The following is a 14,202-nucleotide window of genomic DNA, read 5'->3' as shown; positions in this document are numbered from 1 at the left end:
CTCAGACACTTGTATTCCTGAAGGGAATCACATCATGACCACAGCAACCTTCGGCACCAATGCCGTCGACTGGGAAGACCGCATCAACTTCGACCGTCTGCGCACCCAGCGGCTCGCGAAGCTCAAAGCCGAGCTTCAGAGCTCAGACCTCGGTGCGGTGCTCGCGTTCGACTTCTCGAACATCCGGTACATGTCGGCGACGCACATCGGCACCTGGGCGATGGACAAGCTGATTCGTTTCTCGCTTCTGACGCGAAACAGTGACCCCATCGTGTGGGATTTCGGGTCTGCCGCCAAACACCACCAGCTCTACAATCCCTGGCTGTCGACGACTACCGCAGAGGCTGACGCAGACCCCCACGCACCCCACCACGGAGCCGTGAAACCCCGGCTCGAGTCGGGTGCACGCGCAGGGATCTCGACCCTGCGCGGCGCCTTCAGCCCCGACGCCGAGATCGCTGAAGGCGTGGCAAAGAAGATCAAGCGTGAACTCGAGAAGTTCGGCCTGCAGAATGAGCCGCTCGGAGTGGATGTCATCGAGCTGCCCATTCTCTTCGCCCTGCAGAAGGAGGGCATCACAGTGGTCGACGGCCAGCAGGTCTTCCTGCGGGCACGGACCGTCAAGACGGGCGACGAGATCGCGCTGCTGAGCCAGGCGGCATCGATGGTGGATGCCGCGTACGAATCGCTCTACGAATTCCTGCGCCCGGGCGTGCGGGAGAACGAGGCCGTCGGGCTGGTCTCGAAGGTGCTGTACGACCTCGGCTCCGAATACGTGGAGGGTGTCAACGCGATCTCGGGCGAGCGGTGCTCGCCGCACCCGCATGTCTACTCAGACCGGCTGATCCGGCCCGGCGACCCGGCTTTCTTCGACATTCTTCACAGCTACCAGGGGTACCGCACGTGCTACTACCGCACCTTCGCGGTCGGTTCGGCGAGCAGTGCCCAGCATGACGCCTACAAGATCGCGCGAGAATACATGGACAAGGCGATCGCGCTGGTGCGACCCGGCGCGACCACGGCCGACATCGTGCGGGTCTGGCCGACAGCGCAGGAGTTCGGATTCCCCGACGAGGAGGCCGCTTTCGCGCTGCAGTACGGCCACGGGGTCGGCCTGTCGATCTGGGAGAAGCCGATCTTCTCGAGGCTCGTCTCGCTCGATCATCCGGAGACCCTCGTCGAAGGCATGGTCTTCGCGCTCGAGACCTACTGGCCGTCGGCCGACGGCATCGGCGCGGCCCGCATCGAGGAGGAGCTCGTCGTCACGGCGACCGGGTGTGAGGTCATCACCAAGTTCCCCGCCGAAGACCTGCTTGTGGCGGGCCAGCGATACTACAGTGTCGGGGGTGCCCTGCCGCTGCTGCGCAACTCGCAGTCGCACCTGAACACGGCCGCCGGTCGCGGCGAGGCGGTCTAGTCGATGCAGGCGGAAGGAGCCGGATCGTGAGGGCGGCTGTCTACTACGGCGACCACGACGTTCGTCTGGCAGAGGTTCCGGTGCCGGAGCGCCGGGAGGGCGAGGCCCTCATCAAGGTGCTGCGCAGCGGCATGTGCGGCACCGATGCAACAGAGTGGAAGGCTGGTCCGATCATCTTTCCGATCGGCCACGAGCACCCGGTGAGCCACCACAGCGGACCGATGATTCTCGGCCACGAGTTCGTCGGCGAGATCGTCGAGACCGGTGACGGCAGTCGGTTCACGGTCGGCGACCTCGTTGCGAGTGGGGCGGGCATCTCATGCGGCACGTGCGCCCGGTGTCTCGAGGGTCGCACGAACCTCTGCCTGAACTACTACACGCTGGGGCTGAACGTCGATGGAGGCATGGCGGAGTACGTCTCGTGCCCCGAGCGAGCACTCGTTGCGCTCCCCGCCGGGCTCTCACTCGACCTGGCAGGGCTCGCCCAGCCGCTCGCGGTTGGCCTGCACGCTGCTCGGCGTTCGGGCGCCGCCGACGGCGACACGGTGGTCATCATCGGTGCCGGAGCCATCGGGTCGTTCGTGCTCGCCGGCGTCACCTCGCTCGCCCAGGTCGACGTGACGGTGATCGACTTCGAAGGCCCCCGGCTCGACCGGGCGCTGAGGCTCGGCGCGACACGAGTGGTCGCTGCGGGGCCGGATGCCCGGGCATCCGTTCTCGACGCAGTCGGTCTGCGCGGTGCTGACGTCGTCATCGAGGCGAGCGGGGCACCCGGCCAGCTCAATCATGCGATCTCACTCGTGCGCAACGGAGGCACGATTCTGCAGGTGGGCTTGCCTTCGTCTGAGCAGTCGGTCGACATTCACGCGCTGGTCATGCGTGAGATCACCGTGCGAACCACGCTCGCGCATGTCTGCGGAGAAGACCTCGGGCCGGCGCTCGACATACTGTCGGCGACGAACCTGGGCCCCGAGCTGCTCGAAGGCGTTCTTCCGCTCGCCGACCTCGCCGGCCAGCTCGAGCGTCTCGCGACCGGCAAGCTCGACGGCAAGGTGCTGTTCGACCCGACGCTCCGTGCAGCGGAGCACTCACTGGCAAATGCCACAACAACAACAACGACGAACGAACAGAACGAACGGTGACAAAGCGATGAAGGCAGCAGTATTCCACGGCGCACACGACATCCGCGTCGAAGAGGTCGGCACACCGCGGCCCCTGGCTGGGGAGGTTCTGCTGCGCCCCTACTGGTGCGGCATCTGCGGTACCGACCTGCACGAGTACGCCATGGGACCGATCGTGATTCCGTCGAGCCCGCACGCCCTCACGGGTGCCACGGCCCCTCAGGTCCTCGGTCACGAATTCTCGGCCGAAGTCGTCGAGCTGGGCGCCGGAGTGACGAATGTCACCGTTGGCCAGCGCGTCTCGGTGATGCCGCTGCTCTACTGCGGCCAGTGCTACTACTGCCGCCGCGGTCTCAACCACCTGTGCCGGTCTATGGCCTGTGTCGGCCTCAGCTACCAGTCGGGAGGCATCGCTGAACTGGCCGTCGTGCCCGCGACGCACGTCAGCATTCTGCCTGATTCGATGACCGAACTGCAGGGGGCACTGGTTGAACCGGGTGCTGTCGCCGCCTACGGGGTCGACACAGCGCAGGTGCGTGCAGGTGACACTGTGCTGATCACCGGGGCCGGCCCGATCGGGGCGCTCGCCGCCCTGTATGCCTCATCGATCGGTGCGAACATCTTCATCTCGGAGCTGAATCCGACCCGCGCCGCGCTCGCGAGGAGCCTCGACGTGGGCGAGGTTCTCGACCCCTCGAAGGTCGACGTCGCCGCGTGGTTGAAGGACCACACCGACGGCATCGGTGCCGATGCGGTCATCGAGTGCTCAGGCAACGAGCGGGCCCTGCAGACGGCGATCGCCGCAGTACGTTCAGCGGGTCGTATCTCCCAGACCGGATTGCACACCAGGGCTGCCGCAATCGACCCGATGGTGCTCTCGGAGCACGACATCACGCTCTCGGGCACCTGGTGCTACCCCGTGACCGACTGGCCGCGCATCATCGACCTCATCTCACGTGGCCGCTACCCGGTCGAGAAGGTCGTGAGCGCCCAGATCTCGATGGATGACATCGTCGCCAAGGGTTTCGAGACGCTTCTTTCGCCCACCGGTGACCAGGTCAAGGTTCTGGTCAACGCGCGCTGACAGCGTTCGCTGACCAAGCAACACCCGATCACGGATTCGCGCTGACCACTCGGCGCTGTCGAATTCACGTCGCTGGAACATCAGAAGGGCATCCAATGAAGGCATTGCAGTATGTGGCACAGAACGAACCGACGGTCTCGGAACTGGCAGTTCCCGAGATAGCCGACGATGAAGTGCTCGTCGCGGCACGCTCGGTCGGCGTCTGCCACTCGGACATCGACCTACTCGAAGGCCGGTACATCATCCCGTTCTCGTACCCGATCATTCCGGGGCACGAGTGGTCGGGCGAAGTGGCGCGCGTGGGCTCGAAGGTCACGCAGTTCGCTGTCGGTGACCGCGTCGTGGGTGAGTGCGTCATCGGAGATGACCATTTCGGATTCTCCATCAGCGGGGCCGCGGCCGAGTTCTTCGTGGCCAAACCGGCGTGGCTGCATCACCTGCCCGACGGAATCACGTACACCAACGGGGCGCTCGTCGAGCCGTTCAGCGTCGCCTACGCCGGGCTCATGCGAGTCGGAAACGTGAACGCCAGTGACGTACTTGTCGTGCTCGGCGCCGGCCCCATCGGACTCGCGGTGACGGCTGCTGCATCGGCTCTGGGGGCACTCACGATCGTGGTCGAGCCGTCGCCCGAACGCCAGCGCGCAGCTCGTGCCCTCGGTGCGGTCGCCGCCGTCGGCCCCGACGAGATCGAGGCTGAACTCGCACTCCGTTCGGGAGGGAGAGGTGCCGACGTGGTCGTCGAGGCCAGCGGACGACCCGACGTCATGGCTCGCGCTCTCGAACTTGCCGCCTTCCGTGGACGGGTGGCCTACATCGGCATCGACGTCGGGCGTGAGGCGCCGGCGAAACTGGGCCTGATCCAATCGAAAGAACTGCGCATCACCGGCTCGATCGGCTCGCCGGGGGTCTGGCCGGAGACTCTCCGGTTCCTCGCTCAGACCGGCATCGACCTGAGCCCGCTCGTCACCCAGCAGTTCGCCGTCGACGAGGCTCTCGATGCTCTGGATGCTGCACACCACCCCGCGACGACCATCAAGGCCCACATCCAGTTCTCGGGTTCGCTGCCCGAGTAGGGTCAACGAAGAAGCCCCCGCGATCATCCGGTCGCGGGGGCTTCTTCGTGCTCGGGAGGGTGGGGATCAGGGCAGGATGCGCGCTGCCCGGTAGCGCTCGAGCTTGTCGACGAAGCTGTCTGGGGTGACGCGAAAGTTCAGGAACCCGGCTGTGCGGCTCTTGCCCATGTCGGTGAGGCATTCGATGTTGCGACCGAGGTCACCATCGCTGTGCCACCATGAGGCGAGCTTGGTGAGGTCTGGTTCGACCAGGTCGTATTTCGCTGCGATGCCCTTCCAGGTGTCCTCCATTCCCGCCATCTGGTCGGTCAGCGGCCGGGGGCTGCCTTCGAAACCCGCCCACTCGACGCCGAAGATGCGGGCGAGGCGGGGCCACAGCCAGCGCCAGCGGAAGACGTCGCCGTTCGCGATGTTGAATGCCTCGTTCTGGCCCTCGGCGTGGGTGCTCGCCCAGATGAGTTGCTCGCCCAGCAGATCGGCATCAGTGACGTCGGTCACCCCGTTCCATTGCGTCTCGGAGCCGGGGAAGGTGAAGACAAGGCCCAGCTCTTTGCAGAGCGTGGCGTACACAGAGAGTGTCAACACCATGTTCATTGCGTTGCCGACGGCGTAACCGAAAACCGTGTGGGCGCGGTGCACGCTCCACGTGAAGCCGTTCTTCTCCGCCGACGCGAACAACTCGTCTTCCTGGGCGTAGTAGAAGTTCGGAGAGTCGAGACGAGGTTCGTCCTCGTGGAAAGGGGTGTCGGCCATCACGCCGGTTGCGTAGTTGTCGAACGGCCCGAGGTAGTGCTTCAGTCCGGTCAACAGGGCGACGTGGCGCACCGAGTGCTCTTGTTCGAGCGCGGCGAGGACGTTGCGCACCATGGCGCTGTTGACCCGGATGTTCTCCGCCTCCGTCTCGTTGCGCATCCAGGCCGTGATGAAGACGATGTCAGGCTTCGTGCCTGCCAGCGCGGCAGACAGTGCATCGGGGTCGAGTAGATCGGCGGCGATGGAGGTGACTCCCGGTACGGCGAGGGCACCGCTTCGTGAGAGGCCGAAGGTCTGCCAACCGAGGTCGGCGAGCTGGCGGCCGGCCGTCTGGCCGATGATGCCGGTGGCACCCACGATGAGTGCGCGCCCCGGGCTGGAGTCGGAGGGGTCGGTCTGTGCCATGTTCGATTTCTTTCGTCGGTGTTTCGGGGGGTGGTGGTGGTTGTTCGGCCCGTCGGTGATCAGATCACTGACTCGAGCGGCGGCCGTGTAGCAAGGTACTCGGCAATGCCGGCTGTGCGTTCTTCGCGGTTCACGTAGGCGACCTCGACAAGCTCAAGAGGGATGCCGTCGGGATCATGCAGGTAGACCCAGCGCCAGCCGGCGAGAACGCCCTCGTCGACGACGTTGACCTCGGAGAGGAACTCGACACCCTTTTTCTCGAGCTCAGCGCGGGCCGATTTCGCATCGTCGACACGAAAGGCCAGATGCATCGCACCGAGATAGTTCTGTTGGATCGGTCGATCGTTGTCGGCCGGGCGATTGCCGTATTCGATCAGTTCGACGATGAGGCCGTCGGGAGCGCGCAGGCAGACCTGGCGCAGTCGGGCATCTGGCACGCCCACACCGCGTGAAAGTTCGTCTCCTTCGAACCACGGACTCGGCTCGTTGTCGAATTCGAAGCCGAGGAGGTCGTGATAGAAGTAGATCGATCGGTCGAGATTCTTGACAATGATGCCAACGTGGTGGCCTGCGCTGATACTCATCTCATACCCCTGTGTATGGTCGAAGTGTTTGGTAACACTTAACACTACGACATCGGAGCCACCGTTCTGTGTATATTTGTCGAACGGGCGGCTTGGATCATCTTTCGGGCCGTACAGTGGCACTACACCTTATGCGGCGCCACGCCCGCATTGAGCACCAGCGCACAGAGGGGTACGGTCTGCCGTGGACAATCTAGGCTCCCGAATGCGTGATCTGCGTCTGTCGACGGGAATGTCACTGCGAGAGCTCGCACGGCAGGCGAATGTGTCGGCGTCGTTCATCTCACAGATCGAGAATGACAAGTCCCAGCCTTCTGTGGCGACGTTGTACGTGCTCGCCCAGTTGCTGAACGTCTCTGTCGATGAGTTCTTCGGCACGGAGAACGGGGTCTCGATTTCAGAGGCTCAACCTGTGGGGACGTCGTTCGTGGCTTCGGGAGCCGACCCAACGACGGCGTGGCGCCCGTCGGAATACGCGAACCGCATCTCGGTCGAGCATCCATCGCATCGGCCACACCTCGACATGGCGGCTGGAGTCGTGTGGGAGCGCCTGGCGGCTACTCCCGAGAAGGCCGTGAACTTCATGAAGGTCACGTATGCTCCGGGTGCGTCGTCGAGCGACGGGGGCAGCGTGCAGCAGCACGAGGGCTACGAGTATGGGTACGTGCTGGCCGGCGAGGTCGAGATCACCATCGGTGGTGAGATCTTCGTGCTGCGCGAGGGCGAGTCTCTCGGGTTCGATTCGCGCATCGCCCACACCCTCCGCAACGTGGGCACTGAATACTTCGAGGGAATCTGGTTCGTGCACGGGCACAGCCACTGAGCCGAGCCGACGAGCGCGATCAAGTCAGTGGGCGACAGGGTCTGGCAAGACCAGTGCGCTGCTCACCCCGCGATCCACGCGTAGCGGCGCTGGGGTCGGCCGGTCTGGCCGTAGCGCAACGAGACGGAAGCCTGGCCGTTTCCGACGAAGTACTCGAGGTATTTACGCGCGACGACCCGTGACATTCCGAGCGAATCGCCGCATTCTGACGCCGCGATGTCAGGTGTGGCTTCGCGAAGTACCCGTTCGATGAGCGCGCCGGTCTCCTTGCTGAGGCCCTTCGGCAGGTCTGCGACGCGACCGGATGCTGCACCCCCGGCAGACCCGAGTGCCTGGTCCAGGTCGGCCTGGCTCAATGTCCCGGGCTGCGACAGGAGTTCCCTGCGTTCGGCGTATGCCGCAAGTCGACTGGTCAATTCGCTGATCTTGAAGGGCTTCAACAGGTAGCTCACGATGCCGCCCTGCAGGGCAGCGGTCACCATCTCGGCTTCGCGCGCCGCGCTCAGAACGAGGAAATCGACGTCGACTCCCTCCGATCGCGCACGACGGATCACCTCGAGCCCCGTCATGTCGGGCAGATACATGTCGAGCAGCACGAGCTGGGGTGCGAGCATGTCGATCAATTCGAGCGACTGTTCCCCGGAATGTGCGACACCAACCACCTGGAATCCGGGTAGTTGCTGCACGATTCGCTGGTGGGCCCTTGCGACCATGAAGTCATCGTCGACGATGAGCACCTCACACATGCGAAGCCTCGCTCTTCTCGGTCACGGGCAGCATCGCCTCGAACTGCGCTCCGGCCCTTCCGTCGTGTCGGTACGTCACGTCGCCGCCCCGCCGGGTGGCAACGAGACGTACGATCGCGAGTCCGTAGCCGTGGCTCGACCCACCAGCAACAGCCGACTTCGACGTGACCCCGACCTCGAAGACCTTCTCGAGCAGGGCGCTGTCGATTCCCGGACCGGTATCGCTCACTGCGACGCGTACGGCGGACGGATGCGCAGTGCCTGTGTCGACAGGCCTCACATCGAGCAGTACGACGCGCTGTGTCGCTCCGGCGACGGCGTCGAAGGCGTTCTCCACGAGGTTCCCGATCACCGTGACGAGGTCTGCGGACATCCCGGCGTCGACTCGAGGCAAGACAGCCTCGGCGTTCAGTCGGAGCTCAGTGCCGCGCTCCCTGGCGACCGAGGTCTTCGCGATGATCAGCGCTGCGACAGCAGGCTCCTGGATCCGCGTGAGCACGGCGGAATCCAGCTCTGAGCGGTCACGACTGACAGCGTCGATGTAGTCCACCGCAGCATCGGTGTCGCCCAGCTGCATCAGCATCGAGATGGTGTGCAAGCGGTTCGCGAACTCGTGCGTCTGGGCGCGCAGGGTGTCTGTGGCCTGGCGGCTGCTGCCGAGATCGTTCTGAAGGGTGACGAGTTCTGTTCGATCCCGCAGAGTGGTCACAACTTCGGGTCTAGCACGCGGCGGATGAATCGTGGTCTGGTTGAGAACGAGCAGCATGCCGTTGTTCACCAGGAGGGTGTCCTGGTCGAAGCCGTGTGATCGCAGTGTCTGCACAGCGTCAGCGTCGAGCCCGACTCCGCCGATCGGCTTGCCCTCTGCGTCGGCTGGCAATCCGAGCAGCGCCTGGGCACTGTCGTTGGCCAGGGTGATGATTCCGTCGGCGTCGACCGCGATCATCCCCTCCCTGATGCCGTGGATCATTGCGTCACGATGTTCGACCAGACGCCCGATCTGTTCCGGCTCGAGGCCCAGGGTCTGGCGTTTCACCCGGGCAGCCAGCAGCAAGGAACCCGCGGTTCCCAGAACGCCGGCCACACCGAGGTAGGTCAGCAGGTTCGGCGCGGCAGACGCGAGAAGCCCGGCAAGCGAGGGAACCTGCCGCCCGGCGATGATGGTGCCCACGAGCGTGCCCGCATCGCTGAGAATGGGTACCTGTGCAACGACGTGATCCACGCCTCCGAGTGCGACCTCGCCCGTCCAGGCCCCGTCGGACGGAGCTTCTTCGAGTTGCAGTGTGGAACGCAACAACCGGGGGTCAGCGGGCGAAGCGAGCACTAGACCCGCGGCGTCCGTCACGATGAGTTCGTCGACGCCTGTCGTGGTGCGCAGGGATTCGACCGGCCCGACGAGCTGCTGGGGGAGGATGCCCGTGGAGAGCTGGCTTCGCAGCAGAGGGTTGGCGGCGGTGTATTCGGCGACGGTGAGCATCCGGCGCACTGACCCGCTGGTGAAGGAGCTGCGGGACTGTTCCAGGCTGATGGCCGTGACAGCGACAAGCACCATCGCGATGAGCACGAGTTGGAAGAGCAGCAGCTGCCGGGTCAGGCTGAGGCGGGCGTGAAAGGGTGATCTGGAATGCATGTGCCCCCTGACGGCCGACGGTGGCCCCAGAAAGATTGTGCCTCACAATTGAAGAAGGAGGAAATGGAACGCAAGCTACACAACGTTCCCTAACTCCACAAGTTGTGCGGGGTATGGCGGCTCGCAGACCATGAATCTGTGCAGCGATGAGGCTGTCACCCAATCAAAGAGGATTGTCATGAGCACAACCACAGCACCCCGGCGCATGTTCGGCACCGCCCTTCTTGCCTCCGCACTGGCGATCGCGCTGAGTGCCTGCGGCGTCACCGGAGCCGGGAGCACAGCGGCGACGGACAGCGGGCCGCTCAAGAACCTGCAGGTCATGGTGCCCAACGCACCGGGCAGCGGATACGACGTGACAGGCCGTGCTGCAGTGAAGGTGATGGACGAGATCGGGGTCGCCACCGGCACCGAGGTGACCAACCTGGCGGGAGCAGGCGGAACCGTCGGTCTTGCACGCACGCTCACCGAGAAGGGCAACGCGAACTTCATGCTCATGATGGGGCTCGGCGTTGTCGGTGCTGCCTACACCAACGAGGGCGACGCAAAGGTGGCCGATGCAACGCCGATCGCCAGGCTCATCGAGGAGGCAGGAGCGATCTTCGTTCCCGCCGATTCTCCGTTCATGACCCTGGACGACATGGTCACGGCGTGGAAGACCGACCCGGCCTCATTCGCGGTGGGCGGCGGGTCGTCGCCCGGTGGCCCTGATCACCTGCTGCCCATGCAACTGGCTGACGCTGTCGGAATCGACCCGACAGCGGTCAACTTCATCTCGTACGACGGCGGCGGTGAGTTGCTCCCCGCCATCCTCGGCGGCAAGCTCAAGTTCGCGGCCTCCGGATACGGCGAGTTCCTGGAGCAGGTCAAGTCCGGCGACCTGCGTGTGTTGGCCGTCACCAGCAAAGAGCGTGTGCCCGTGATCGATGCGCCCACCCTCACCGAGCAGGGCGTCGACCTGGTCTTCACCAACTGGCGAGGCTTGCTCGCGGCACCAGGCTTGAGTGACGCTGAGACTGCCCGTCTGGTCGGCGCCGTCACAGCCATGCACGACAGTGAACAGTGGGGTGCTGTTCTCGAGGCCAACGGCTGGACCGATGCCTTCCTCACCGGCGCCGACTTCGATGCCTTTCTGACCGAACAGGACAACCGCGTCTCGACGACGTTGAAGACACTCGGCCTGATATGAGTGCCGACATCCTGGGCACCTCGCCCACTTCAAAGAGCAGGGGAGCGTCGGCTGCCCGGGCAGCGACACGGCTGCCGACATGGCTGAGGGGTCGTTCAGAACTCGGAGTCGCTGCCCTTCTTGCCACACTGGCGATCGTGATCGGTTTTGACACGGCTCACATTCGCCGCACAGCAGTCAACGCTGGGGTGATGGGCCCGCAGGTCGTCCCCACAATCATCGCGATCGGCCTGGGCGTCTGTTCGATCGCCCTCACCGTCAGCGTCTTGCGCGGCGGGCGCGCGGCCGCTGAAGAGGGCGAAGACATCGACCTCACGCTGGCGGCACACTGGCCGACCGTGTTCGGTCTGGCGGGTGTCATCCTGGCCTATGCCCTCACGCTCGACTTTCTCGGTTTCGTCGTTTCGAGCGCACTCCTCTTCTATGGCTCTGCACTACTGCTCGGATCGAGGCGCTTCGTCTGGGCCCTGGTCATCGGTGTGCTGCTCGCCGTCGGTGTGTTCTACGGCTTCGTGCTGGGGCTCGGCATTCCGTTGCCAGCCGGCGTACTGACAGGAATCCTGTAATGGAGAACCTCACTCTGCTTCTTGACGGGTTCGCCAACGCACTGACGCTGCAGAACCTGCTCTTCGCGCTCATCGGTGTGCTGCTCGGCACCGCAGTGGGGGTGCTGCCGGGCATTGGCCCGGCGATGACGGTTGCGCTCCTGTTGCCCCTCACCTACGCACTTGATGTGACTGGTTCACTCATCATGTTCGCCGGTATCTACTACGGCGGCATGTACGGCGGGTCGACGACGTCGATTCTGCTCAACACCCCCGGCGAGTCCTCCTCGGTGGTCACTGCGCTCGAGGGCAACAAGATGGCCAAGGCAGGGCGGGGCGCGCAGGCTCTCGCCACCGCGGCCATCGGTTCCTTCGTTGCAGGCACGATCGCAACGGGCGGCATCGTCTTCGTTGCCCCGTTCGTGGTGGCGATCGCCATCAGCCTCGGCGCCCCTTCGTACTTCGCCATGATGGTGTTCGCGTTCGTCGCGGTGAGCACCGTGCTCGGAACAAGCCGCATCCGTGGCCTGTCGTCACTGTTCATCGGTCTCGCCATCGGCTTGGTGGGAATGGATGCCACGACCGGCCAGCCTCGACTCACTTTCGGTCAGCCTCTGCTCTCCGGTGGCATCGACGTGGTCGTCATCGCTGTGGCACTGTTCGCCGTGGGGGAGGCGCTCTGGATCGCCGCCCACCTGCGGCGTGGCAAACAGGCCACCATTCCCGTGGGCGTGCCCTGGATGGGCAAGGACGACTGGAAGCGCAGCTGGAAGCCGTGGCTGCGAGGCACCGTGATCGGCTTCCCGTTCGGCGCGATCCCGGCGGGAGGAGCAGAGATACCCACCTTCCTCTCCTATGTCGCCGAGAAGAAACTCTCGAAGCACCCCGAGGAGTTCGGGCACGGTGCCATCGAGGGCGTGGCCGGCCCTGAGGCGGCGAACAATGCCTCAGCAGCGGGGACTCTCGTCCCTCTGCTCACGCTCGGTCTGCCCACCACGGCTACTGCTGCCGTGATGATCGCCGCCTTCAACCAGTACGGCATCCACCCGGGCCCGCTTCTGTTCGCGACCGAGCCTCTGCTGGTGTGGACGCTCATCGCCAGCCTCTTCATCGGCAACGCCCTGTTGTTGGCGCTCAACCTGCCGCTCGCGCCGATGTGGGCGAAACTGCTGCGGATTCCCCGGCCGTACCTCTACGCGGGCATCCTGTTCTTCGCTACCCTCGGTGCGTATGCGGTGGGGATGCAGCCATTCAACATCGTCATCCTGCTGCTGATCGGTGCTCTCGGGTACATGGCGCGGCGCTTCGGGTTCCCCGTACTGCCGATCATCGTCGGAGCGATTCTCGGCCCGGAGATGGAACGCCAACTGCGTCGCTCGCTGCAGATCAGTGCCGGCGATCCGTCAGCGCTGGTGAGCGAACCTCTTGCCATTGTGGTCTACTCGGTCATCGCCCTGTACCTGGTGGTGCCCCCGATCGTGAAGCGGGTACGCAGGCGGAGCGGTACCGGGAATTCAGGCCCCCGTGGTTCAGACCTGGGAGCAACGACCCCGCCTGAGGTGATCTCCGAACCGGCGCCCACCCGACGGTGAGGTCGCGACTCAGGCTGGCTCGTCGCCCGCGCGGGAGCGGTCGAGGTAGCTCCGCGAACGTGCAACCTGGCCCTCGAGGGCCGCGATGGTGACGGCCATGTTCGTGACCGCCTCCGCGCGATAGCCGTCGATCGCATCCATCGTGGCGAAGACGTTGTCGAAGGCGCGCTGCAGCGTCTCGACGTTCACGCCTGACGACGACGCCTGCTCGTGGATCATCACCGTCTGCTGCTTCAGAGCCTCGCTGGTTCGTTCGATCATCGAGTTGGTCGCGTCGTTCAGTGCTGTGACCTGGTCGAGAACGAGTCGCTGGTTGGCCAGAGCCTGGGCGACGATCACAGCCGTGCGGAGGGCGGCGACGGTCGTGGTGCGAGCGCGTTCGACTCCCTTGACCAGTTCGAGGTTGTTCTTTCGGATCATGTCCAGTGCGAGGTAGCCCTGGACCGAGACAGCGATCTGAGTCGTGAGGTCCTGCCGGCGTTGCCGGATGGGAAAGAGCGCGTCGGAGATGAGGGCGTCGGCCAGCCGGGGGTCGGTTGCACAAACCTCGGCTGCGCGGGCCGAGACGGCATCGTCGAGTGCAGCGGCCAGGGCCGCGTACTCGCCGAGCTTGCCCATGGTGACCCAGAGGTTCGCGCGTTCCTGTTCTATGGCCGCATTGTCTTTGAGCAGTTCGTCCTGCCCTGAAACGAGGGCTTCGATGATGGCGTCGAGCTGCTTCTGTGCCGACTGATACCGGGCGAAGTACTGGGTGAACTTGTTGCCGCCGGGCAGGCGGCTGAACAGCCGCTTCGCGCCGGTGAGGTCTGCGCGCGCCGGGTCGAGCTGGGTGAGGGTGGCCCGCAGATCGTTCAGGGTGAGGGCAACAGTGACTTGCGGGTCACCTGCCGGGCCCCTGCCACGGGCGGCGGCGAGTGACGAGGCCGGTCTGGTGAGCATCCGGTTCGACGTCTCTGCGCTCTCGCGGATCTCGCGCTCACCCATACGGATGATGTCACCGACCTTGGCTTCGAACTCAGGGCTCCCGGGCGTGAGTGCGGCGAGCCCGGCGACGAACGACTGCGCGGTCTCGTGGAGCTTCGCGCGGCTGTCGGCGGCGAGCGGGACCATGCCGACAGCCTGTTCGGTCGTGACTTCTGCGACGGCCGCGGGCGGTGTGAGCACAACCGGGGCGGCCGGCTGTGGCTCTGGTGCTGTCGGGGCCGGGGTCAGATCGAGCTCGGACACGTTTCTCCCT

General features: G+C 64.9%; 13 protein-coding genes. 8 read left to right on the top strand and 5 right to left on the bottom strand.

Going from position 1 to position 14,202, the window contains the following annotated elements; genetic code table 11:
• Window positions 1-34: 34 nt before the first annotated feature.
• The 4 genes from KPL76_RS03850 to KPL76_RS03835 all read left to right on the top strand — a co-directional run bounded on the left by KPL76_RS03850 (window position 35) and on the right by KPL76_RS03835 (window position 4,698).
• Complete coding sequence (locus tag KPL76_RS03850; protein ID WP_216335201.1) at window positions 35-1,417, top strand: Xaa-Pro peptidase family protein; 1,383 nt, start codon at window positions 35-37, stop codon at window positions 1,415-1,417.
• Between the two features lie 26 nt (window positions 1,418-1,443).
• A complete protein-coding gene (locus KPL76_RS03845) occupies window positions 1,444-2,559 on the top strand; it encodes a zinc-binding dehydrogenase (RefSeq protein WP_216335200.1) in 1,116 nt (371 codons plus the stop codon).
• Window positions 2,560-2,566: 7 nt separating this feature from the next.
• Window positions 2,567-3,622, top strand: coding sequence for a 2,3-butanediol dehydrogenase (locus KPL76_RS03840; protein WP_216335199.1), 1,056 nt, complete (start codon window positions 2,567-2,569; stop codon window positions 3,620-3,622).
• 95 nt (window positions 3,623-3,717) lie between these two features.
• Entirely contained in the window at window positions 3,718-4,698 is a 981-nt protein-coding gene (locus KPL76_RS03835; protein ID WP_216335198.1) for a zinc-binding dehydrogenase, read from the top strand.
• 66 nt (window positions 4,699-4,764) lie between these two features.
• On the opposite strand, the gene KPL76_RS03830 is transcribed toward KPL76_RS03835, so the two are convergent.
• A complete protein-coding gene (locus tag KPL76_RS03830; RefSeq protein WP_216335197.1) occupies window positions 4,765-5,856 on the bottom strand; it encodes an SDR family oxidoreductase in 1,092 nt (363 codons plus the stop codon).
• A gap of 59 nt (window positions 5,857-5,915) precedes the next feature.
• A complete protein-coding gene (locus KPL76_RS03825; RefSeq protein ID WP_216335196.1) occupies window positions 5,916-6,440 on the bottom strand; it encodes a VOC family protein in 525 nt (174 codons plus the stop codon).
• Between the two features lie 205 nt (window positions 6,441-6,645).
• On the opposite strand from KPL76_RS03825, the gene KPL76_RS03820 reads away from it, so the two are divergent.
• Window positions 6,646-7,263: a cupin domain-containing protein gene (locus KPL76_RS03820; protein WP_216335195.1), complete on the top strand. Its 618-nt coding sequence runs from the start codon at window positions 6,646-6,648 to the stop codon at window positions 7,261-7,263.
• A gap of 62 nt (window positions 7,264-7,325) precedes the next feature.
• On the opposite strand, the gene KPL76_RS03815 is transcribed toward KPL76_RS03820, so the two are convergent.
• Window positions 7,326-8,009, bottom strand: a complete 684-nt coding sequence (locus KPL76_RS03815; protein ID WP_216335194.1) for a response regulator — start codon at window positions 8,007-8,009, stop codon at window positions 7,326-7,328.
• Window positions 8,002-9,639 carry an ATP-binding protein gene (locus KPL76_RS03810; RefSeq protein ID WP_216335193.1) on the bottom strand — a complete coding sequence of 546 codons (1,638 nt, stop codon included), beginning with the start codon at window positions 9,637-9,639 and terminating at the stop codon, window positions 8,002-8,004. The genes KPL76_RS03815 and KPL76_RS03810 overlap by 8 nt, the downstream gene beginning before the upstream one ends.
• A 178-nt stretch (window positions 9,640-9,817) precedes the next feature.
• Here KPL76_RS03810 and KPL76_RS03805 point away from each other — a divergent pair, with 178 nt between their 5' ends.
• From KPL76_RS03805 to KPL76_RS03795, 3 genes are read left to right on the top strand one after another with little or no spacing between them, the layout of a single operon-like run.
• Entirely contained in the window at window positions 9,818-10,828 is a 1,011-nt protein-coding gene (locus KPL76_RS03805) for a tripartite tricarboxylate transporter substrate binding protein (RefSeq protein ID WP_253202156.1), read from the top strand.
• Complete coding sequence (locus KPL76_RS03800; protein ID WP_216335192.1) at window positions 10,825-11,394, top strand: tripartite tricarboxylate transporter TctB family protein; 570 nt, start codon at window positions 10,825-10,827, stop codon at window positions 11,392-11,394. The genes KPL76_RS03805 and KPL76_RS03800 overlap by 4 nt, the downstream gene beginning before the upstream one ends.
• Window positions 11,394-12,965: a tripartite tricarboxylate transporter permease gene (locus tag KPL76_RS03795; RefSeq protein WP_216335191.1), complete on the top strand. Its 1,572-nt coding sequence runs from the start codon at window positions 11,394-11,396 to the stop codon at window positions 12,963-12,965. Before KPL76_RS03800 ends, KPL76_RS03795 begins: the two co-directional genes overlap by 1 nt.
• A gap of 9 nt (window positions 12,966-12,974) precedes the next feature.
• Here the strand turns inward: KPL76_RS03795 and KPL76_RS03790 are convergent, their stop codons facing one another.
• Window positions 12,975-14,192 (bottom strand): toxic anion resistance protein, encoded by a 1,218-nt coding sequence (locus tag KPL76_RS03790; protein WP_253202155.1) that lies wholly within the window; start codon window positions 14,190-14,192, stop codon window positions 12,975-12,977.
• Between the last annotated feature and the right edge of the window lie 10 nt (window positions 14,193-14,202).

It is taken from the genome of Subtercola sp. PAMC28395 (assembly GCF_018889995.1).
In the GTDB taxonomy this organism is placed as follows: Bacteria; Actinomycetota; Actinomycetes; order Actinomycetales; family Microbacteriaceae; genus Subtercola.
The sequence above is the reverse complement of the archived record's forward strand: the minus strand, read 5'-3'. Positions and strand labels throughout refer to the sequence as shown.

Bases quoted from the DNA above. Each gene is read 5' to 3' on its own strand.
- KPL76_RS03850 (WP_216335201.1), top strand. From the start codon at position 35: ATGACCACAGCAACCTTCGGCACCAATGCCGTCGACTGGGAAGACCGC.
- KPL76_RS03840 (WP_216335199.1), top strand. From the start codon at position 2,567: ATGAAGGCAGCAGTATTCCACGGCGCACACGACATCCGCGTCGAAGAG.
- KPL76_RS03835 (WP_216335198.1), top strand. From the start codon at position 3,718: ATGAAGGCATTGCAGTATGTGGCACAGAACGAACCGACGGTCTCGGAA.
- KPL76_RS03830 (WP_216335197.1), bottom strand. From the start codon at position 5,856: ATGGCACAGACCGACCCCTCCGACTCCAGCCCGGGGCGCGCACTCATC.
- KPL76_RS03825 (WP_216335196.1), bottom strand. From the start codon at position 6,440: ATGAGTATCAGCGCAGGCCACCACGTTGGCATCATTGTCAAGAATCTC.
- KPL76_RS03820 (WP_216335195.1), top strand. From the start codon at position 6,646: ATGCGTGATCTGCGTCTGTCGACGGGAATGTCACTGCGAGAGCTCGCA.
- KPL76_RS03815 (WP_216335194.1), bottom strand. From the start codon at position 8,009: ATGTGTGAGGTGCTCATCGTCGACGATGACTTCATGGTCGCAAGGGCC.
- KPL76_RS03810 (WP_216335193.1), bottom strand. From the start codon at position 9,639: ATGCATTCCAGATCACCCTTTCACGCCCGCCTCAGCCTGACCCGGCAG.
- KPL76_RS03805 (WP_253202156.1), top strand. From the start codon at position 9,818: ATGAGCACAACCACAGCACCCCGGCGCATGTTCGGCACCGCCCTTCTT.
- KPL76_RS03800 (WP_216335192.1), top strand. From the start codon at position 10,825: ATGAGTGCCGACATCCTGGGCACCTCGCCCACTTCAAAGAGCAGGGGA.
- KPL76_RS03795 (WP_216335191.1), top strand. From the start codon at position 11,394: ATGGAGAACCTCACTCTGCTTCTTGACGGGTTCGCCAACGCACTGACG.